The sequence below is a fragment of the Streptomyces sp. NPDC059874 genome, assembly GCF_042731135.1.
In the GTDB taxonomy this organism is placed as follows: Bacteria; Actinomycetota; Actinomycetes; order Streptomycetales; family Streptomycetaceae; genus Streptomyces.
In genome coordinates, this window is sequence record NZ_JBHWJY010000002.1 from 159,017 (window position 1) to 178,024 (window position 19,008).

At 74.2% G+C, this 19,008-nt stretch carries 18 protein-coding genes and 1 pseudogene; 6 read left to right on the forward strand and 13 right to left on the reverse strand.

Annotated elements, in window-relative coordinates; all coding sequences use genetic code 11:
• Nucleotides 1-162: 162 nt before the first annotated feature.
• A complete protein-coding gene (locus ACFV9H_RS01945; protein WP_030036890.1) occupies nt 163-366 on the reverse strand; it encodes a cold-shock protein in 204 nt (67 codons plus the stop codon).
• Nucleotides 367-901: 535 nt separating this feature from the next.
• Between ACFV9H_RS01945 and ACFV9H_RS01950 the strand changes: the two genes are divergently transcribed.
• From ACFV9H_RS01950 to ACFV9H_RS01960, 3 genes are all read left to right on the forward strand, one after another.
• Nucleotides 902-1,399, forward strand: coding sequence for a SigE family RNA polymerase sigma factor (locus tag ACFV9H_RS01950; RefSeq protein ID WP_385391914.1), 498 nt, complete (start codon nt 902-904; stop codon nt 1,397-1,399).
• Nucleotides 1,392-1,748, forward strand: a complete 357-nt coding sequence (locus ACFV9H_RS01955; RefSeq protein ID WP_385391916.1) for a hypothetical protein — start codon at nt 1,392-1,394, stop codon at nt 1,746-1,748. The genes ACFV9H_RS01950 and ACFV9H_RS01955 overlap by 8 nt, the downstream gene beginning before the upstream one ends.
• A 79-nt stretch (nt 1,749-1,827) precedes the next feature.
• Nucleotides 1,828-3,045 carry a mannosyltransferase family protein gene (locus ACFV9H_RS01960; RefSeq protein WP_385391919.1) on the forward strand — a complete coding sequence of 406 codons (1,218 nt, stop codon included), beginning with the start codon at nt 1,828-1,830 and terminating at the stop codon, nt 3,043-3,045.
• Between the two features lie 32 nt (nt 3,046-3,077).
• Here ACFV9H_RS01960 and ACFV9H_RS01965 read toward each other — a convergent pair whose 3' ends face one another.
• Both ACFV9H_RS01965 and ACFV9H_RS01970 read right to left on the reverse strand, forming a co-directional pair.
• Complete coding sequence (locus ACFV9H_RS01965; protein WP_385391922.1) at nt 3,078-3,746, reverse strand: response regulator; 669 nt, start codon at nt 3,744-3,746, stop codon at nt 3,078-3,080.
• Nucleotides 3,743-4,984 carry a sensor histidine kinase gene (locus ACFV9H_RS01970; protein WP_385391925.1) on the reverse strand — a complete coding sequence of 414 codons (1,242 nt, stop codon included), beginning with the start codon at nt 4,982-4,984 and terminating at the stop codon, nt 3,743-3,745. Before ACFV9H_RS01970 ends, ACFV9H_RS01965 begins: the two co-directional genes overlap by 4 nt.
• A 263-nt stretch (nt 4,985-5,247) precedes the next feature.
• Here ACFV9H_RS01970 and ACFV9H_RS01975 point away from each other — a divergent pair, with 263 nt between their 5' ends.
• From ACFV9H_RS01975 to ACFV9H_RS01985, 3 genes are all read left to right on the forward strand, one after another.
• Nucleotides 5,248-6,615: a tannase/feruloyl esterase family alpha/beta hydrolase gene (locus tag ACFV9H_RS01975; RefSeq protein WP_385391928.1), complete on the forward strand. Its 1,368-nt coding sequence runs from the start codon at nt 5,248-5,250 to the stop codon at nt 6,613-6,615.
• A gap of 40 nt (nt 6,616-6,655) precedes the next feature.
• The gene (locus tag ACFV9H_RS01980; RefSeq protein ID WP_385391931.1) at nt 6,656-6,895 is read left to right on the forward strand and encodes an antitoxin MazE7; all 240 of its coding nucleotides are present in this window, start codon (nt 6,656-6,658) and stop codon (nt 6,893-6,895) included.
• A 142-nt stretch (nt 6,896-7,037) separates the two neighbouring features.
• Nucleotides 7,038-7,616, forward strand: a complete 579-nt coding sequence (locus tag ACFV9H_RS01985) for a hypothetical protein (RefSeq protein WP_385391934.1) — start codon at nt 7,038-7,040, stop codon at nt 7,614-7,616.
• Here ACFV9H_RS01985 and ACFV9H_RS01990 read toward each other — a convergent pair.
• The 10 genes and pseudogenes from ACFV9H_RS01990 to ACFV9H_RS02035 form a co-directional block, all read right to left on the reverse strand.
• Complete coding sequence (locus ACFV9H_RS01990; protein ID WP_385391937.1) at nt 7,607-9,040, reverse strand: ABC transporter ATP-binding protein; 1,434 nt, start codon at nt 9,038-9,040, stop codon at nt 7,607-7,609. The genes ACFV9H_RS01985 and ACFV9H_RS01990 overlap by 10 nt on opposite strands.
• Nucleotides 9,037-9,831, reverse strand: a complete 795-nt coding sequence (locus ACFV9H_RS01995) for an ABC transporter permease subunit (RefSeq protein WP_385391940.1) — start codon at nt 9,829-9,831, stop codon at nt 9,037-9,039. The genes ACFV9H_RS01990 and ACFV9H_RS01995 overlap by 4 nt, the downstream gene beginning before the upstream one ends.
• The gene (locus ACFV9H_RS02000; RefSeq protein WP_385392120.1) at nt 9,828-10,784 is read right to left on the reverse strand and encodes an ABC transporter permease; all 957 of its coding nucleotides are present in this window, start codon (nt 10,782-10,784) and stop codon (nt 9,828-9,830) included. The genes ACFV9H_RS01995 and ACFV9H_RS02000 overlap by 4 nt, the downstream gene beginning before the upstream one ends.
• Nucleotides 10,772-12,331 carry an ABC transporter substrate-binding protein gene (locus ACFV9H_RS02005; RefSeq protein ID WP_385391943.1) on the reverse strand — a complete coding sequence of 520 codons (1,560 nt, stop codon included), beginning with the start codon at nt 12,329-12,331 and terminating at the stop codon, nt 10,772-10,774. The genes ACFV9H_RS02000 and ACFV9H_RS02005 overlap by 13 nt, the downstream gene beginning before the upstream one ends.
• On the reverse strand, nt 12,328-13,146 hold the full coding sequence (locus tag ACFV9H_RS02010; protein ID WP_385391946.1) for a class I SAM-dependent methyltransferase: 819 nt from the start codon (nt 13,144-13,146) through the stop codon (nt 12,328-12,330). The genes ACFV9H_RS02005 and ACFV9H_RS02010 overlap by 4 nt, the downstream gene beginning before the upstream one ends.
• 353 nt (nt 13,147-13,499) lie before the next feature.
• A pseudogene (locus tag ACFV9H_RS02015) lies at nt 13,500-14,729 on the reverse strand (MFS transporter); the annotation flags it as partial.
• Complete coding sequence (locus tag ACFV9H_RS02020; RefSeq protein WP_385391949.1) at nt 14,726-15,781, reverse strand: dipeptide epimerase; 1,056 nt, start codon at nt 15,779-15,781, stop codon at nt 14,726-14,728. The gene ACFV9H_RS02020 and the pseudogene ACFV9H_RS02015, both read right to left, overlap by 4 nt.
• Complete coding sequence (locus ACFV9H_RS02025) at nt 15,778-16,866, reverse strand: PLP-dependent cysteine synthase family protein (protein WP_385391951.1); 1,089 nt, start codon at nt 16,864-16,866, stop codon at nt 15,778-15,780. Before ACFV9H_RS02025 ends, ACFV9H_RS02020 begins: the two co-directional genes overlap by 4 nt.
• Nucleotides 16,863-17,699: a Rossmann-like domain-containing protein gene (locus ACFV9H_RS02030; RefSeq protein WP_385391953.1), complete on the reverse strand. Its 837-nt coding sequence runs from the start codon at nt 17,697-17,699 to the stop codon at nt 16,863-16,865. The genes ACFV9H_RS02025 and ACFV9H_RS02030 overlap by 4 nt, the downstream gene beginning before the upstream one ends.
• Nucleotides 17,696-18,985, reverse strand: a complete 1,290-nt coding sequence (locus tag ACFV9H_RS02035; RefSeq protein ID WP_385391956.1) for an ATP-grasp domain-containing protein — start codon at nt 18,983-18,985, stop codon at nt 17,696-17,698. Before ACFV9H_RS02035 ends, ACFV9H_RS02030 begins: the two co-directional genes overlap by 4 nt.
• Nucleotides 18,986-19,008 lie beyond the last annotated feature (23 nt).

The following is a 19,008-nucleotide window of genomic DNA, read 5'->3' on the forward strand; positions in this document are numbered from 1 at the left end:
GTTTCGCGCCTGTCCGTCCGCTTCCGCCCTGTCATCCCCCACCCAATCTGGCCCCCCGGGCGGGGCGGCGACCGCCCCACGGCCCTGGTGTGTCGTACTCCTACCGCTTCAGCGCCTCGGCGGTGAAACGGTTCCTCGCCGTCCGAAGACCGGCGTCGGAGATCAGGCGGGGGTGATGTTCTCCGCCTGCGGGCCCTTCTGGCCCTGCGTGATGTCGAACGTCACGGCCTGGCCCTCCTGGAGCTCGCGGTAGCCGGTGGCGTTGATCGCGGAGTAGTGCGCGAAGACGTCCGGACCGCCGCCGTCCTGGGCGATGAAGCCGAAGCCCTTTTCAGAGTTGAACCACTTCACGGTTCCCGTAGCCATGTTCATGCCTTCCCGTTGACGTACGTCTCCCACACCGCGTGGGAAACGGAGGTGATCGCCCTGGTCCTACGGCACAACACAGCAAAACTGCCCACACCCAGGGGTGCGGGCAAGGCACTTGGAACCACGACAGCTACCCGTGAAGGTACACGTCTGCACGCACTGTCACCAGGGGGTTTGATCGTCCCTTGACGGAGGGGCCCGGATCCGGCCGGATCCGGGCCCCTGACCGGGCACTCTGGGGCCCGTGGGCAGGTGACGGTGAAGGACGGCCGGCCGCGACGCAGGCCCTGCCGTCCCTCCCCGCGCCGCCCTCGATCGTCTTCCTGACCACCTTCAACCCGGACGAGTACCCGGGTGGCGGACCCGGCCGGCGAGGCGCGGACCGACTCCCGGACGTCGGCGCACGAGCAGGGCCGCACCAACGCCGACACCTGTGACGGCACTCACATGATCTTCCCGAGTCCGGTGCAGACCGGATCCGTCGCGGCGGGCGTATGCCCGGTGAGAGGGATACACGGATCGGGAGTGATTGTTGACCGTCGAGGAGTTCGAAGAGTTCTACGCCCAGGCGGCGGGACGGCTGACGGGGCAGTTGTACGTGATGCTCGGCGACCACCACGAGGCCCAGGACGTCGTGCAGGAGGCGTTCGTCAAAGGGTGGAGCCGGCGGCGTCAGCTGGAGCGGGACGGCCGGCCCGAGGCCTGGATCCGCACCGTCGCCTGGCGGCTCGCCGTGAGCCGCTGGCGGGTGCGGCGCCGCAGCGCCGACGCCTGGCAGCGCACGGGCCCACCGGGCCATGTGGAGGGGCCGGGGCCGGAAGCGGTGGCCCTGATGGAGGCGCTGCGGCAGCTGCCTCGTGGGCAGCGCCGGACGATGACGCTGCATTACGTGTGCGATCTGACCGTGGAGCAGATCGCCGCCGAGACCTCGCTGTCCGCGAGCACGGTCAAGACGCACCTCTCGCGCGGCCGGGCCGCCCTCTCCCGTCAACTGCAGGACCCCCGTATTGAGGAGGCGCCCGATGCCTGACTCCCACGATCCGCTGCGGTCCCTGTTCCGGGACGCCGCCTCCGCCGGACAGTCCCGAGCCACCCTCCCGCCGGCGTCCGTCATCACGCTGCGCGGGGAGAAGGCACGCCGGCGCCGGATCGCCGGCTACGCCCTGGCCTGCTGCCTCGTCCTCGCCGGATCCGGGGCCGCCATCGCCTCGTTCGTGCCGCGCGACAGCGGCCCCACCCTCCCGGCGACCACTCCCTCTCCCCTGGCGCCGTCCCCGGCACCGACCGATTCCCGGCTCGCGACGACGGGGCCGCCCCCGGCTCCGACCGAGACGGCGACCGTCGGCGCGTCCGCCACCGCCACGCGGCCACCTCGATAGCCCTGTATCCGCCGCCGGCCCGGTCCTTGGACCCGGGCCGACGGTGCCGCACGCCCTCAGCCGATCAGGAGAATCCCTCATGCCCGTTTCCGCCCCGCAGCGGCCGCCCGTGACGCCCGCTTCCCCCGCCCCGGTGCGGTACCCGAAGGTCGTCTCCCTCAGACCGCGGCTCGGCCCGGACGACCGCGAGGTGCTCTGGCTGTACGTGCTCACCCGCGTGGGGATCTGGACCACCGCGGGCGCCGTCCGATGGCTGTTCCCCGCCGGCGGGGACCGGGCCCTGTGGCCCGGCTCGCTCCTCTCGCCCTGGCAGCAATGGGACTGGTGGCACTACCTCCACATAGCCCAGGACGGCTACTTCCCCGCCGGCGCGGGCCCGTGGACCGCCGGCTGGGACAACCGGGAGGCCTTCCTGCCCGGCTTCCCGCTCGTCCTGCGCGCCGTCCACGCGGTGGTCCCCCACTGGGCCGCGGCGGGAGCGCTGATCTCGTTCGTCGCCGGAGGCGTGGCCGTCCTGGCGCTGGCGCGCATCGCCCGCCGGCAGCTGCCCGACGCCGAGGCGGGCCGGCGCACGGTGCTGTTCTTCCTGCTGTCCCCGTGCGCGGTGTTCCTCGCCGCCGGCTACACCGAGGCCCTGTTCCTGGCCCTGGCCCTGCCCGCCTGGCTGGCGGCGCAGCGCCGGAACTGGCCCGCGGCCGGGGTGTTGGCCTGCCTGGCCTGCTCGGTGCGCGCCACGGGACTCTTCCTGCTGGCCGCGCTGGCGCTCCTCTTCGTCCTCACCGCCCGGGGCCGCGGCGACTGGCGGTCGGCGCCGTGGCTGTGCCTGCCCGCGCTCGCGCCGGTCGCGTACAGCTGGTTCCTGCATGCGCGGACCGGGGACTGGATGGCCTGGAAACACGCCCAGGAACGCGGCTGGTACCGGGACTTCCACGCCCCGTGGGAGGCCTGGTCCCACACCTGGGACGCCGCCTTCCACCACACCCAGCCCACGGGGTACGCCGTGATGTGGCAGGCCGAACTGCCGGCGATGGCGACCGGCCTCGCTCTCGTGGTCCTGCTCCTACGGCACCGGCAGTGGCCCGAGGCCCTGTACCTCGGCCTGACCCTGTGGGCCCTGGGCACCTCCTACTGGTACACCTCCATCCCCCGTTCCACGTTGCTGTGGTGGCCGCTGTGGATCGCCCTGGCCTCCTGGAGCCTGGGCCGCCCACGCGTGCGGACCGCGTACCTGTGCGTCGCGGGCCCGCTGTCCACCCTGGTCGCCGTCACCTTCCTGACGGGGCGCTGGGCGGGCTGACCAGGTGATCGTCGGGCTCGCCCCCGGAGCCGTCAGAGCAGGCCGTGGTCCCGGGCGTAGATGGCGGCGTGCGTGCGGTCGCGGAGACCGAGGCGTGACAGGACGCGGGAGATGTGGTTCTTGACCGTGCCCTCGCTGAGGTAGAGGCGGGTTGCGATCTCGCGGTTCGTCGAGCCCGTGGCGATCAGCCGCAGTACGTCCGTCTCGCGCTCGGTCAGCGCCGGGAGGCCGGTGGGGCCGGCCGGCGGTTCCGGGGGCGTCGGGCGGGCCGCGTTGGCGGCCAGCCGGCGGGCCACCGCCGGGTCGAGCTGGGCCACGCCGGCGTGTGCGAGGCGTACGGCCGCGGCCAGTTCGGCCGAGGGCAGGTTCTTGAGGAGATAGCCGACGGCTCCCGCCGCGAGCGCCTGGGTCACGTACTCGTCGTCGTCGAAGGTCGTCAGCATGATCACCCGGCAGTCGGGGGCGCGGTGGCTGAGGACTCCGACGGCGGTGACACCGTCCATGACGGGCATCCGGACGTCCATGAGGATCACGTCGGGCCGGTCGGCGAGTGCCGCCTCGACGGCCTGCCGGCCGTCCGGGACGGCCCCGGTCACGGTGATGCCGGGCTGGATGCCGAGCAGGGAGGCGATCCCCTCGCGGACGAGCTGCTGGTCGTCCACGACCAGCACCCGTACGTCGGGACGTGCCGGTGTGATCATCGGTCGGCCTCCGGTGCGGGGGCGGGGATGCGGGGCACGCGCGCGGTGACGACGGTGCCGCGGCCCGGTCCGGTGTCGACGTCGACCCGGCCGTCCAGGAGGACCAGGCGCTCGTGCATCGCGCGGAGTCCGAAGCCGCTCTCGAGGGCGTCGGCGCGAAAGCCCCGTCCGTCGTCGGCGACGACGAGCCGGGCTTCGTGCTCCGCGTACTGCGCCGACAGCCGGACCTTCGTCGCGCCCGCGTGCCGCCGCGCGTTGGTGAGTCCCTCCTGGGCCGCGCGGTACAGGGCGGCGAGCGCTTCCGCGCGGTGGCCGTGTTCGTCTCCGGACAGGTCGAGGGTGACCGTCGGCCCTCCGCCGTCCGCGTGGCGCACCAGGTCGGCGAGGGCCGCGGAGAGCGAGAAGGGTTCGGGCCCGTCCTCGTCGCGCATGGCCCGGACCGACCGGCGGACGTCGTCGAGCGCGTGGTCCGCGGAGCGGCGGGCGTCGACGAGGGCCTGCCGTGCGGTGTCGGGGTCGCGTTCGTGGAAGGCGGACGCCTTCTCCAGTTGGATGGCGATCGCGGTGAGGTGGTGGCCGAGTCCGTCGTGGAACTCCCGGGCGAGCCGGTTGCGTTCACGTACGGTCGACAGCCGCGCGACCCGGGCCGCGTAGCCGGTGAGTCGTTCGTGCGCGTCGCGCAGTTCGTCCAGGGTGTGCGCGAGCCGCAGGCGGGAATCCTGTTCGCCCGCGGCGACGGTGGCCGTCGCGACGGCGAGGACGAGGGCGAGGCCGGACATCAGCAGGTCGGTGACGTCGTCCGGCCGGACGTACCAGCCGGGCTCCCACAGGGTGTTCCCGGCGAGGACCACCGCGACGCACCCCGCGCCCAGCGCGACGGCGACCCGGCGGCCGAAGGCGAAGTACGCGGTCAGGGGCAGCAGGACGAACAGGGCCCGCGCCACCCCGGAGCCGTCCAGGGCGCTCGCGGCGGCGGACAGCGCGATGCGGGCGAGGAGCAGGACGAGGGCGGGGCGGACGGGTGGGCGCCCCGGGTGGCGGTGGATCTCGACGCGGTCGAGGACGGCGAGGAGGAGCAGGCACGTGGTGAACCCGCCCAGCCGCAGCGGGTCGGCGGACGGCCCGGCCGCCACGGTGCCGGCGTAGAGGCCGCCGCCGAGGACCACCGCGTGGACGAGGGGCGGCAGCCACGGCAGGGGCTTCGGGGGCCCGGTGGCCGAGTTCGGCGACGCGGTCATGGGCTCCCTCTCGTGGGCTTCGGCTGCCGCGAACGATACGCGCGGGTCGGGGATGGCGGGGGGCGTGCGCGTCGGGTCGTGACGGACCTCGGCCGGAGGTCATGTGCCGTTCGGCCACGGTGCGCGGGTCGGATGTGGTCGCTCGGCATCTGGGGCCGGGCGCCCGGGCGTTCATAGCCTCGGGGCGCCGGATGACCGTGGGTTCCGGCTCACCTCAGACAGCCGAGACGACAGGGATGCCGCCGATGCCCCCGATGCCCCCGATGCCCCTCATGAGAATCGCCCGACCGGTCGCCGCCGCCGGCGCGACGCTGCTGGCCGCACTCCTGGCCCCGCCGAGCGCGAACGCGGCCCCGGCCGCGGCGTGTACGGCCCGGGTGCCCGGCGCCGAGCACGTGACCGGTGCCTGCCTGGCCGACCTCACCACCGCCGGGACCACGGCGACCGGTCACACGGACCCGGCCGACTGGGCCGGGCTCGAAGCCCCCGGCGCGGTCAATCCGTCCGGGGTGAAGGGGGTCCAGCTCGACGGCTACTTCCCCGACACCTCGACCACGAACACCAACCACGGCTGGAACCAAGACAGTCAGTTCGTGATCCGGCTCCCCGACCACTGGAACGGCGGTCTGGTCGTCGCCGGACCACCCGGTGTGCGCGAGCAGTACGCCAACGACCGCCTGATCGCCGACCACGTCCTCGCGCGGGGTTACGCGTACGCGGCGACCGACAAGGGCAATACGGGGGCGCGGATCCACTCGGACGGGCGGCGCCCCGGCGACACGGTGGCCGAATGGCACGACCGGGTGACGCAGTTGACGGTGGCCGCCAGGCGGACGGTCGCGCGCCACTACGGCCGGGCGCCCGGGCACACGTACATGGCGGGCGCCTCCGCCGGGGGCTATCTGGTGCGGTGGCAGTTGGAGAACCACCCGGAGCTGTACACGGGCGGAGTGGAGCTGCACGGCCTGCTGTTCACCCCCGACAGCCCCAACATCCTGGACACCGCCCCCGCCGCGCTGCGCGCCTATCCGCGCTACGCGGCCGGCGAGCCGGGCGCCCTGGAGGAGATGTACGCCGCCGGGTATCCGGAGGAGTCCAGGCCGATGTGGGAATGGCACTACCGCAATCAGTGGGACTCCCTCCAGCGGATCATGCGCGAGGAGGTCGACCCGGGGTACGACGGCGACCGGGAGGCCGGATTCCCCTTCTGTCCGGCGGGAGTCCAGCAGGGCTGCGACACCGACTACGTCTACGCCGACCGGCCGCGGCGCGTGCACAGGACGGTCGAACGGCTGTCCCTGACCGGCCGGATCGGCCGGCCGCTGATCACCCTCCAGGGCACGCTCGACACGCTCCTGCCGATCAGCAGGAGCGGTGACATCTATGCCCGGATGGTCGAGGACTCCGGGCGTGGCGATCTGCACCGCTACTACCGGATCACGGACGGGACGCACTCCGACGGCCTGGTGAAGGCCTTCCCCCAGCTGGTCCGGCCGATGTCGCCGTGCCTGCGGACGGCCTTCGACGCGATGGCCGCCTGGACGGGGCCGGCCGGCACGCTCCCGCCGTCGAGCCGTACGGTGCCGAGGCCCGCTCCCGGGAGCGACACCGTCAACACGTGCTCGCTGTGAACGGGCCCCCGGCCGGGCCCCGGACGCGCATACTCGGAGCATGGCTGACACCACCACAGTCGAGGTCGACACCGATGTGCACGAGCGGCTCACCGCGCTCGCCACGGCCCGCGGACTGAGCCTGCGCGCGTACCTCGCCGAACTCACCGCCGCCCAGGAGAACGAGGCCGGGCTCGCGCGCGCCGCGCACGCCTTCGAGCGGGCGGTCGAGCGGCCCGGCTTCCGCGAGGGCTTCGAGCGGGACTTCGGGCCCGGACGTGGGGACACCCGGGCGGCATGAGCACGCCAGGGCCGACCGTCACGTCCAGTGAGTGAGATTGCGCCACAGGTCACATTGACGAGAAAAAGCCCTTAGGGCAGCCTTACCTTGCTCACCCCGTGCGGGTGTGAGTACGACCTCACGTCACCGCCATCGGAGCACCATGTCCACCGCAGATGCAGCCTCGCTCGACCGAAGACCAGGACAGCCCTCGGATCTGCTGCAGCTCCCGCAGTGGTGCGGCCCCGCCGCGGCCTCCGTCGCCGTGTGCGCGGCCTGGGCGGTGACCACCTGGGTCGCCCTCCATCTGCGGGCCGACGCCACGCTCCACACCGTGGCCCTCTTCGTCCACCTCGCCTCCCTGGTCCTGGGGTTCGGCGCGGTGCTCGCGATCGACTACTTCGGCGCCCTGTGGCTCGCGGGCCGCAAGTCGCTGCGCGAGGTGGTCGACGCCACCGCCCCGCTGCACCTGCCGGTCTGGGCGGGCCTCGGCGGTCTCGTCCTCAGTGGCGCCTTCCTCCACCCGGACCTCTCCTCGCCGCTCACCTGCGTCAAGCTCTGCCTCGTGCTGCTGCTCTCGCTGAACGGCGTCCAGGCGAGCGTCCTGCACCGGCGGCTCGCGGCCCTCGACGGCCGGCCCGCCACCCGCGCCCTGCTGCTGCGGGGCGCCCTGACCGGGACCGTCTCCCAGGTCGCCTGGTGGGGCGCGGTCGCCATCGGCTTCCTCAACAGTCAGCGCTGACCGCCACCTCCACCGGCGCACTCGATGCGCCCCGCGTCGAGCACGGCGGTACGGTCGGCCAGCGCGGCCGCGGCCGCCAGGTCGTGCGTGATGAACACCAGGGCGAGCTCCGTGCGCTCGCGGAGCTCCGCGAGCAGTTCGAGCACGGCGCCGCGGGTCGCAGGGTCCAGCCCGGAGGTGATCTCGTCGCAGACGAGCACCCGCGGCCGGGCGAGCAAGGCCCGGGCCAGCGCGGCCCGCTGGAGTTCCCCGCCGGAGAGCGATCCCGGTCGACGGACGGCCGTGCCGGCGCTCAGGCCCAGCTCGGCCAGCACCCGGGAGGCTTCCTCGCGCGCCGCCGCCGGGTCCGCTCCGCGCAGCCGGACCGCGGTGCGGGCGACCTGGTCGAGGACCGGCCGGTGTTCGTCGAAGGCGGCCTTCGCGTCCTGGAACACGTACTGCACGGCGGCCAGCTGGGCCCGGCCGCGCGCACGCAGGCTGTTCGGCAGTGGAACGCCGTCGAGCAGGATCCGGCCCCGGTGCTCGGCGTGCAGCCCCGCCAGACACCTCCCCAGCGTGGTCTTGCCGCTGCCCGAGGGGCCGACCAGGGCGAGGCACTCCCTCGCCCCGACGGTGATCCCGACATCGTGCAGGACGTCCACGGTGCCGCGGGCCGTGCGGTGCCGGGCCGTCAGGGCCTCGACCCGCATGCGCACCGGCCCCACCGGGCGGCGTGCGCGCGGGACGCGCGGCGATGCCTCGGGCTCCGGTTCGTCGAGCACGGCGCTCGCCGGTCCGCGGTCCACGATCCGGCCGACGCGCATCACGACGACCTCGTCGGCCAGTTCCCGCACCACCTCCAGGTCGTGGCTCAACAGGACGACGGCCATGCCCCGCCCCGCGAGGGCCGCCAGTTCGGCCACGATGCCCGCTTTGGTGTGCGCGTCCTGCCCGGTCGTGGGTTCGTCGGCGACGATCGCCGAGGCTCCGAGCAGCAGCGCCTGCGCGAGGACCACGCGCTGCTGCTGGCCGCCGGAGAGCTGGTGGGGGAACCGCCGCAGCACCTGGTCGGGGTCCTCGATCCGGGCGAGCCGCAGGGCCTCGTGCACGCGCCGCCGGTTCTCCCGGCGCCCGCCTCCCCTCAGGGCCGCGATGTCGCCGAGCAGGGCGCCGACCCGCCGGGCGGGGCACAGTACGGAAGCCGGATGCTGGGGCACGTAGCCCACCGCGCCCGGCCGGGTGCGTACGAGCCCCTCGACGCGGGCGCCCGGCGGGTACTCGCCGAGGAGCGCGAGGCCGGTGGTGGTCTTGCCGCTGCCGGAGGGTCCGATGACGGCCGTGACGCGGCCGGCCCGGGCCGCGAGGCTGACGCCGTCGACCAGGGCCCGGCCCCCGACCTCCACCCGTAGGCCCCGTACCTCCGCCACCGCCGCGACCGTCTTCATGTTCTGGTTCCTTTCCGGAGGGCCGCGTCGAACAGCAGGTTGGCGCCCGTCGACAGGGCGGCGATGAGGACGGCGGGCACCACCACGGCCCAAGGCTGGAGGAAGAGCCCGGTGCGGTTGCGGTCGACCATCACCGCCCAGTCGGCGGCGTCCGGTTGCACGCCCACGCCCAGGAACGCGGCCGTGGCCACCAGGTACAGGGCCCCGGTGAGCCGGATTCCGGCGTCCGCGGCGAGGGTGCGCCGCATGGACCGGGCCACGTACCCGAACGCCGTGCGCTGCCAGGATTCGCCCTGCATGCGCAGCGCTTCGACGGCCGGCCGGGACGCCACCTCCACCGCCGCCGCGTGGACCACGCGCGCCGCGTCCGGTACGGCGGCCAACCCGACGAGAACGGTCAGTGCGGCGGGGCCCGGCGTCAGGGTCGCCGCGACCAGCAGCACGAGGAGCAGCGAGGGCACGGCGCTGAGCACGTCCAGCGGCCGCATCAGCGTCTCCTCCAGCCAGGCGCGGCGGGTGAGCGCCGCGGCGAGGCCGGCGGGCAGGGCGACGAGGTAGGCGAGCGCGGTCGCGGCGAGCGCCACGAGCACCACGGAGCGGCCGCCGAGCAGCACCTGCCGCCAGACGTCCCGGCCGGTGAAGTCGGTGCCGAGCCAGTGGCCCTGGCCCGTGGCGAAGGACACGGACCTCGGTCCGGCGGGCCCGGCGAACAGCGGTCCGAGGAGGGCGAGCAGCAGCGGGACGGCGACGAGCACGGCGCCCAGGGCGTACCGGGCGGGGGCGCTCTTCACGCGGCCACCCCCGCTCGCGGGGCGAAGCGGCGGGCGACGAGGTCGGCGCCGAGGTTGGCCAGGACGGTGACGACTCCGAAGACGACGGCCATGCCCTGGACGACGGGTACGTCGCGGGCGGCGACGGCCTCGATGAGCACGGTGCCGAGCCCGGGGACGACGAACAGGGCCTCCACGACGATCACCCCGCTGAGCAGCCAGTCGGCGGTGCGCGCCAGCTGCTGGGCCGCGGGCGCCAGCGCGCTCGGCAGGGCGTGCGCCCAACGGATGCGGGAGCCGGAGATTGCGTACCGGCGCGCCTGGGCCACGTACGGGGAGGCCATCGCCTCGATCATCCCGGCGCGCACGAGACGGCTGAGGGTGCACACGGGGCGGGCGGTGAGCACGAGTACGGGCAGGACCAGCACGACGGGGTCCGCGGCGAGGTCCGTGCCGACGGCGGTGGCCGGGAGCCAGCCCAGGTGGAGGGCGAACAGCGCGGCCAGCAGCACGCCGAGGGCGAATTCCGGTACGGCGTGCACGGCCAGCGTCAGGGCGCTGACGGCCTGGTCCACCAGGCCGCCCTCGCGGCGGGCGGCGAGTACGCCGAGGCCGACCGAGAGCGGGACCAGCAGGGTCAGGGTGGTGGCGGCCAGGATCAGGGTGGGGCCGAGGCCGGCCGCGAGGTGCCCGGTGACGGGCCGTCCGGTGACCAGCGAGGTGCCGAGGTCGCCGTGGAGCAGGCTCGCGACCCAGTCCAGGAGGCGCTGCGCGGCGGGCCGGTCCAGTCCCATGGCCTCGCGGATGCGGGCGATGCGCTCAGGGTCGGGCTGGTCGCCCGCGAACGCGACGGCCGCGTCACCGGGCAGCGCCTCGGTCAGGAGGAAGATGATGAGGACGACGGCCGCCGTCTGCCCCAGGCCGAGGAGCAGGCGGCGGCCGATCCAGGGAAGTCCCGTGGTCACGCGAGCCAGGTCTTGTCGAAGCGCGCCCAGTCGAGGGTGTTGGCGGGGGCCGTCTTCGACACCCCGCGGACCTTGGGCGAGGTGGCGACGATCCAGTCGGCGAAGCCCCAGATCAGGAAGCCGCCTTCGTCGTGCAGCCGGCGCTGCATCCGCTCGTGGAGGGCGGTGCGTTCCTTCTCGTCGCGGGTGGACTGGGCCTGCTGGTAGAGGTCGTCGAAGTCCTTGTGCTGCCACTTGGTGGCGTTGGTGGTGGATCCGGTGAGCAGCCGCTGGCTGACGTGGGACTCGATGGGCATGGCGCCGGAGCGGTAGGAGGCGAAGGTTCCGCCGGAGAGGATGTCCTTCCAGTACGTGTCCTTGTTGCCGACCTTGACCTCCACGGTGACTCCGGCCTTCGCCGCCTGCTCCTTGAAGATCCCGGCGGCCTCGACGAAACCGGTGGCCGCGGGGGCGGTGTCGAGGGTGACCTTGAGCCCTTCGGCGCCGGCCTCCTTGAGGAGGGCGCGGGCCCGTTCGAGGTCCTGGGTGCGCTGGGGCAGGTCGGCCGCGTAGTACCGGCAGCCCTTGCCGAAGAGGTCGTTGCCGATCTCGCCGGCTCCGGAGAGGGCGCCGTCGAGGAGTTCCTCGCGGTCGGCGATGAGGAAGAAGGCCTGGCGGACCCGCTTGTCGTCGAAGGGCGGCCGGTCCGTCTTCATGACGAAGCCCTGCATGGCGCTGCCGGGCAGTCGTACGACCTCGATCCGGCCCTTGCCCTCGTGGGCGCGGGCGCCGGCCGGGGTGAGTTCGTGGGCGTACTCGACCTGGCCGCCGAGGAGTGCGCTGACCCGCGCGGATTCCTCGGCCGCGATGACGAATTCGAGCTCTTCGAGGTGGGGGGCGCCCTCCCAGTAGGCCTCGTTGCGCCTGACCAGGAGGCTGCTGCCGGGCTTGAAGGAGACGAAGCGGAAGGGGCCGGATCCGACGGGCCGGTCGAAGGTGGTGGTGTCCTTGGGGACGATGTACGCGCCGAAGGCCGCGAGGGCGTTGGGGAATTCGGCGTAGGGGCGCTTGAGCCGGAACTCGACGGTGGTGGCGTCCACGGCGCGGCTCGCCGTCAGGTCGATCGGCTCCAGGGAGGCCTTCGCGCGGAAGGTGCCCTTGGGGTCGGCGATCCGGCGGTAGCTGTACAGGACGTCCTCGGAGGTGACGGGCCGGCCGTCGTGGAAGGCGGCCTTGCGCAGGGTGATCCGCCAGGTGTCGAGGGTCTCGTTGGGCTCCCAGCGTTCGGCGAGGCGGGGTACGGGGGCGAGGTCGGCGCCGAAGTCGGCGAGCTTGTCGAAGAGGGCCTTGGCGCGGGCGGCGTCGACGAACAGGTTGGCCGCTTGCGGATCGAGGGTCTCGGCGGCGCCGCCTCCGGCGAAGGCGGCGCGCAGACGTCCCCCGGGCTTGGGGGTGCCCGCCTTGGCATCGCTCGCGCCGCCCTCGGGGGTTCCGCAGCCGGTGGCGAGGGCGAGGGTGGTGGCGGAGCCCGCGATGAGGAGGGTTCTGCGAGCGAGGCCCGTCTGGCGGTCGTTCATGAGGTGCTGTCTCCGTTGCTGTGGTGATGGGGTTTCAGGCGCGCTACGAGGTGCAGTCGGTCGGCACTCGCCGTCGCACGCGGGGCGTCGCCTTCGCTCCAGGGCGGGTCGGTCCGGGGGCCGGGCCCGTCGTGGAGGTCGAGCGCCTCGAAGCCGGCGGTGGCCAGGAAGTGGCGGAGCTCCTGCGGGAAGAGCAGGCGCCAGGCGGAGTGCTGCTCTTCCGGGGGCGTGCCGTCGTCCGCGGTCCAGATCCGGCGGCGGCGCAGGAGTTGCGCGGCGTGGTCGATGTGCAGGGTGGTGCGGGAGGTGTACGTGATGCCGTGCCGGGTGAATCCGGCGGTGCGCGGGCCGTCGAGCAGTTCGGTGTTGCCGAGGAAGAAGGCCCCGTTCCGCATTTCCGCGACGAGCAGCCCGCCGGGGGCGAGGTGGGCGCGGCAGCGGGCGAGGAAGGCGGTGAGGTCCTCGTTGGTGTGGCAGTAGAGCAGGGCGCTGTCGAGGCAGACGACGGCGTCGAAGGTCTGCGCGAGCGCGAAGTCCCGCATGTCGGCGTGGTGGTAGGTCGGCCCGGGGTGGTGGCCGCGGGCATGGGCCAGCATGGCCTCGGAGGTGTCGATCCCGGTGACCCGGCGGTCGGCTCGGTGGTGCAGCCAGGCGGCGTCGCGGCCGGTGCCGCAGCCCACGTCGAGGACGCGGGGGCCGGCGCCGTGACGGGCCAGGACGGACTCGGCCCAGCGGGCGGCGAGGTGGTGGGGGTCGGGGAAGCGCTCCTCGTACAGGTCGGGGCGGTCGGTGAGGAGGTTGCCGGAGGCACTCATCGGCTCTCACTTCTCTGGCGGACCCTGGCGGGCAGGGCCCGGGTGGGCTGGGGCGTGGCCGTCGGTGGTTCCCCGGGCAGGTATCCGGCCGGCACGGGTCCCGCGGGCACGGCCCCGGCAGGCGCGGCCCCTGCCCGCGGTGCCCGGCGGGGCGGCGGCTCTTCGCTCACGGACCCGACCGGCGCGGGCTCCGCTTCCGGAGCGCCGCCGGGCAGGGGCTGTTCGGCCACGGACCCGGCAGGCGCAGGCTCTGCGGGCACCGACCCGACCGGCGCGGGCTCCGCTTCCGGAGCCCCGCCGGGCAGGCGCTCTTCTGGCACGGACCCGGCAGGCGGGGGGTCTTCGGGCTGGGGCGCGGCCGGCTCGGCGGTCCCCGGCAGGGTTCGCCTCCGGTGCAGGCGGGCGACGGCCGCCGCCGAGGCCAGGCCGAGGGCGAGGCAGCAGGCGAAGGGCAACCAGGCCAGGCCGGTGTGCCCGGCGGTGTCCATGGCCCAGCCGACGGCGGCGCTGCCCGCGGCGGCCGCGATGCCGGACACGGCGTAGAAGAGCCCGTAGTAGGTGCCGGTCAGGCTCTGGCGGCCGAAGGCGGGTATCAGCTCCATCACGAAGGGCTGGGCGGTCATGACGCCGAGGTGCAGCAGCAGGACGCCGGCGAGCACCGGCAGGAGGTACGCGGGGTGCGGGTCGGTCGCGCCCGAGACGAGCATCGGGGGGACGAAGCCGAGCCCCATGAGGGCCGGCCCCGCCGCGATCCAGCGGGCACGGCTGCCGGTCTCCTTCAGGCGGCGGGTGATGCGGAGCTGGAGGAGCAGGTTGGCGACGGTTCCGGTCAGGAAGAGCAGGCCGATCGAGCCCTCCCAGCCGGAGGCGCGGACCGCGGCGTGCGGCAGCAGCAGGTACAGCTGGTTCTCCAGTCCGTACATGCCGATCATGGCGAGGGAGAAGGCGAGGAACCCCCGGCTGCCCGCCGCCTCCCGCCAGTCGCCCGTCAGCCGGGTCTTGGGGGCCGGAACCTCCCGGGCGGGCAGCACGAGGAGTTGGGCCAGGGTGAGCGCCGCGAAGATCCCGGCCGCGGTGACGGCCGCGGCCCGGAAGTCCACGAGGAGCAGCAGGGTCCCGAGCAGCGGGCCGAGCAGCGCACCGGTGGTGGCGAAGACGTTGAACAGCGCGAAGGCCTCGGCCTTGCGCTCGCCGGCCTCCTGGGCGACGTAGGTCCGTACGGCGGGGTTGAACAGGGCCCCCGCCAGCCCGCTGAGTATGGACGCGGCGAGCAGCAGGGCCAGGGCGTCGCCGAGCGCGAACATCGCGAACCCCGCCGTCCGCAGGGCGCAGCCCGCGATGATCACCCCGCGCGCGCCGAGCCGGTCGGCGGCCGAGCCGCCGAGCAGGAACAGGCCCTGCTGGCTGAGGTTGCGCAGGCCGAGGATCACGCCGACGGCGGCCGCGGAGAGTCCGAGGTCCTGGGACAGGTGCGTGGCGAGGTACGGGATGAGCAGGTAGAAGCCGGTGTTGACGCCGAGTTGGTTGACGAGGAGCAGGCGCACGGCGAGCGGGAAGCCGCGGACGGCGCTCGGGGTCTTCACCGTTCGCCCTCCGCCCGGGCGGGTCTGACGCCGAGGCCGGCCCGGTTCGCGGCGCGTACGGTCCCGTCCGCGCCGCCGATGCCGGTCCACGGGTCGTCGGCGAGCAGCAGGTGCCCGTCGAGGTCCACCCAGCGGGCCCGGTCGGCGAGGTGCACGGCGGGGGCGATGCCGAGCGAGCTGGCGGTGAGGCAGCCGAGCATCAGGTCGGTGCCGCTGCCCCGCAGGGCCTCGTGGATGCGCAGGGCGGCCCGTACCCCGCCGCACTTGGCGAGTTTGACGTTGACGCCGTGGACCAGGCCCGCGAGCCGGGCGGCGTCCTCGTACGAGACGGCGTCCTCGTCGGCGATGACGGGGATCGGGGATTCCTTGGCCACGCGGGCCAGGGCGTCGGGCCGGCCAGGCGCGAGGGGCTGTTCCACGGCGCCGACGCCGAGGCCTGCGAAGCGGGGCAGCAGGTCGAGGGCCTGACGTTCGGTCCACGCGCCGTTGGGGTCGAGGAGCAGGGCGGCCCCGGGTGCTCCGGTGCGTACGGCTTCCACGCGCGCGAGGTCTTCGGCCGGATCGGGGGATCCCGCCTTGACCTTGAGGACGGTGAAGCCGCTCATCGCGAGGCGGGCGGCCTGGGCGGCCGCCGGTACGGGCGTGGTGATGCCGATCGTCCGGGCGGTGGCGGCGGCCGGGGCGGTGGGCGTGCCCAGCAGCCGGTGTGCGGGCTCACCGGCCCGCTTGCCCACCAGGTCCAGCAGGGCGGCCTCGATGGCGGCCAGCACGCCGGGCGGCAGCCCGTCCCAGGCCGGGTGACCGCTGCCGGTCTCGGCCCAGGCGGTCTCCGGGTCGGGGAAGCGTTCGGTCGCGGCGCGCACCGCCGCCAGGTGCCGCAGGATCCGGGCGGTGGGCAGCCCGAGGTAGTCGCTGCTGACGGCCTCCCCCCGGCCGCGCAGCCCGCCGTGCTCGATCACGACCTGGACGGCGTCACGGCGGGACATGACCGAGCGGGAGATGCGCAGCGGTTCGGCGAGATCCAGGCCGACGGTGTCCCAACCGAGCTTCACGCGGCGCCTCCCCGGGTCGGTGCGAGTACGGCCTTGCAGCGGGCCCAGCCGGTGGCCTCGACGGCGTGGGGGTGCGGGATCTCCAGGGGGCGGACGGCGCGCGGTGCGGTGTCCAGGCCGTGGGCGCGGCAGAAGTCGTCGTCGTAGACGGTGTCGAGGTAGCGGTGCGGTCCGTCGGGGAAGACGGTGGCGACGACCGCGCCCGGCTCGGTGCGGGCGGCCCAGGCGGAGACGAGGGCGACGGCTCCGGTGCTCCAGCCGCCGCTGACGAAGGCGGAGCGGGCGAGTCGGCGGCAGGCGTCCACGGCCTCGGCGGGCCCCACCCAGTGCACTTCGTCGAAGGCCTCGTGGGCGACGTTGGCGGGGTGGATGCTGCTGCCCAGTCCGCGCATGAGGCGGGGGCGGGCGGGCTGTCCGAAGATGGCCGAGCCGACGGAGTCGACGCCGATGACCTTGAGGCGGGGCCAGCGGCGGCGCAGCGGGGCGGCGAGTCCGGCGCTGTGGCCGCCGGTACCGACGCTGCACACGAGGACGTCCAAGTGGTCGATTTGGGCGATGAGTTCGGCGGCCAGTGAGCGGTAGCCGGCGGCGTTGTCGGGATTGTTGTACTGGTCGGGCCAGTACGCCCCCGGCATCGAACGCAGTACCTCGCGCAGCCGGGCGATCCGGGCGGCCTGCCAGCCGCCTTCGGCCGCCGGGCGGTCGACGAGTTCGAGGCGGGCTCCGTGGCTGCGCAGCAACTGCCGCATGGATGGTTCGAGTTCGGTGTCGCCGACGAGGACCACGGGGTGGCCGAGGGCCTGGCCGGCGAAGGCGAGGCCGATGCCGAGGGTGCCGGAGGTGGATTCCACCACGGGGGCGCCGGGCAGCAGTTCGCCGCGGGCGCGGGCGCCGGTCAGCATGGAGACGGCGGCGCGGGCCTTCATCCCGCCGGCGCCGAGGCATTCGAGTTTCGCCCAGAAGCCGGGGTGGTGGTGCGGCAGGTCGGCGCGGATCCGGGCGAGGGGGGTGCGGCCGAGGAGCGGCAGCAGGTCGGGGTTGGCGGCCCGGGTCTGCGGGCGGGGCAGGATCGGGGTGACGGTCATCGGGCACCCCCGTAGCGGTGGATGACGCCGGGGCCGCCGTCGAGCCAGAAGAACGGGTACGGCTCGGCGCAGACCGCGTGCACGCCGGCGCCGACGAAGCGCGGGAGTACGGCGCTGCCGGTCTGGGCGAACATGACGAGGGGTTTGCCGGTCGCGGCGGCGTGGTCGAGCAGCGGCTGGAAGGTGCCGTTGCCCAGCGTCATCCCGGAGGCGAGGACGGCGTCGCAGTGGCCCAGTTCCGCGAGCGCGTCGGTCCGTACGGGCTCGCCCCATTCGGTGTAGCCGCCCTTGAGGTCACAGGGGGTGTAGGGGGTGCCGCGCTCGCGCAGCCGCTCCAACAGGGAGTTGACGACTCCGATGACCAGGACGCGGCTCACACCTTCGGGCAGGAGGTCGACGACGGCTCGGGCGCGGGCCCGGGAGCGGAGCAGCGAGGTACCGGCCGGGATCGCGTAGGGGCGGGCGCCGTGCTCGGGGGTGTGCGGGCGGACGTGCGTCAGGTAGGCGTCGAGGGCGGCGATCCGCACGGGTTGGAGCGGGTGGTCGAGGAGGTCGGCGACGGTGGCGCCGACGCAGTCGTCGAGTGCGGCCGGAGGCAGGGCGCCCGGTTCCACCGCGCAGGAGCCGACGGCGGCGGCGAGGCGCAGGCTGAGCACCTCGTTGCGGTATCCGGACGTCCGGCCTTCGTGGCGTACGGCCTGGACGGTGGTGAAGGCGAGGGCCACGCGCTGCCCGGCGGGGTCGGGGCCGTGGGCGCCGGCGCGGACCTGCCCGATGAGGTCGTCGACGGTGCGCACGCGGGGTTCGCGCAGGGTGGGGGCCGGGGAGGTCACGCGTTCACCGCCGCGGCCTGCTCGGCGGAACACAGCTCGTAGGCGGGGCGCAGGCGGGCGATCAGCCGCTCGGCCAGCGCACGGGCGCCCGGGCCTTCGGTGTCGGCGGTCATGACATGGCCGAGGTACTCGTTGTTGCTGGTCGCGGGCCGGACGACGCGGCCCGGTTCGGCCAGGGTGAGCTCCACCACCCCGGGCCCGCCCCGTACCTGGTCGGCTCCCTCGACACCGGTCAGGATGCCGCCGTCGGTGGGCAGCAGGAAGGCGATGGCGGCGCTGCGCACCCCGGTCGGCCGGACGGTGAGGTCGGGCGTGCGGCCGAGGGCGACGTCCACGCAGGCGGCCGCGAGGTCGACGCCCGTGACGTGGCGGACCAGTTCGGTGATGCGGTTGCCGGCGGGGCGGGGGTTCACCTCGATCAGGCGCGGTCCGGCGGGGGTCAGCTTGACTTCGGTGTGGCAGACGACGTGGTCCAGGCCGAGGGCCGCGACGGCCGCCACGGCGGTGTCGGCGGCCGCTCGCGTCTGTTCCGGGCCGAGGTCCGCCGGGAACATGTGGCCGGTCTCGATGAATGCGGGTGCTCCTCCGATGCTCTTGTCGGTGACGCCGATCACGTGCGTGGCACCGTCGAAGGACACCGTCTCGACGCTGACCTCGGGGCCGGTGAGGAGCTCTTCGAGGAGGATGACGGGGGCCCTTTGCCGGCCCCGGGCGTTGACGGGGAAATCGGCCAGGGCCCGGCAGGCCCGCTCCAGCTCGGATTCGTCGTCGACCTGGCGCACGAGCATGCCGGCGCACAGGTCTGCGGGTTTGACCACGAGCGGGTAGCCGATCTCGCGGGCGGCGGTCAGCGCCTCCTCGGTGTCCGCGCAGTGGGCGAAGCGCGGGCCGGGCACCCCCGCCTCGGTCAGTACCCGGCGGGTCCGGTCCTTGCGGCAGGCGTTCTCGACGGCTCCGGCGGCGGGGCCGGGCAGGCCGAGGCGTTCGGCGACGCGTGCCACGGCGGGCAGGTAGTAGTCGCAGGAGGAGACGACGCCGTCGAAGCCGAGCACGGCGTGCAGCCGCTCGACGAGCGGGAGGAGGGCGTCCATGTCGTTGGTGTCGGCGGTGATGAGGTTGCGGGCCGCGAGCAACGGGTGCGGGCCGCCGTCGGCCGGGGCGGCGCGCAGGTAGTGGTGCAGGTCCCGGGTGAGGAAGGTGAACTCGTGTCCGCCTTCGCGGATCGCCCTGGGCAGGAGCCTGCTCATCGACCCCACCCAGCTTTCGATAACCAGTACGTGTCCCACGGAACTTCCTCTCGACCGCCGTC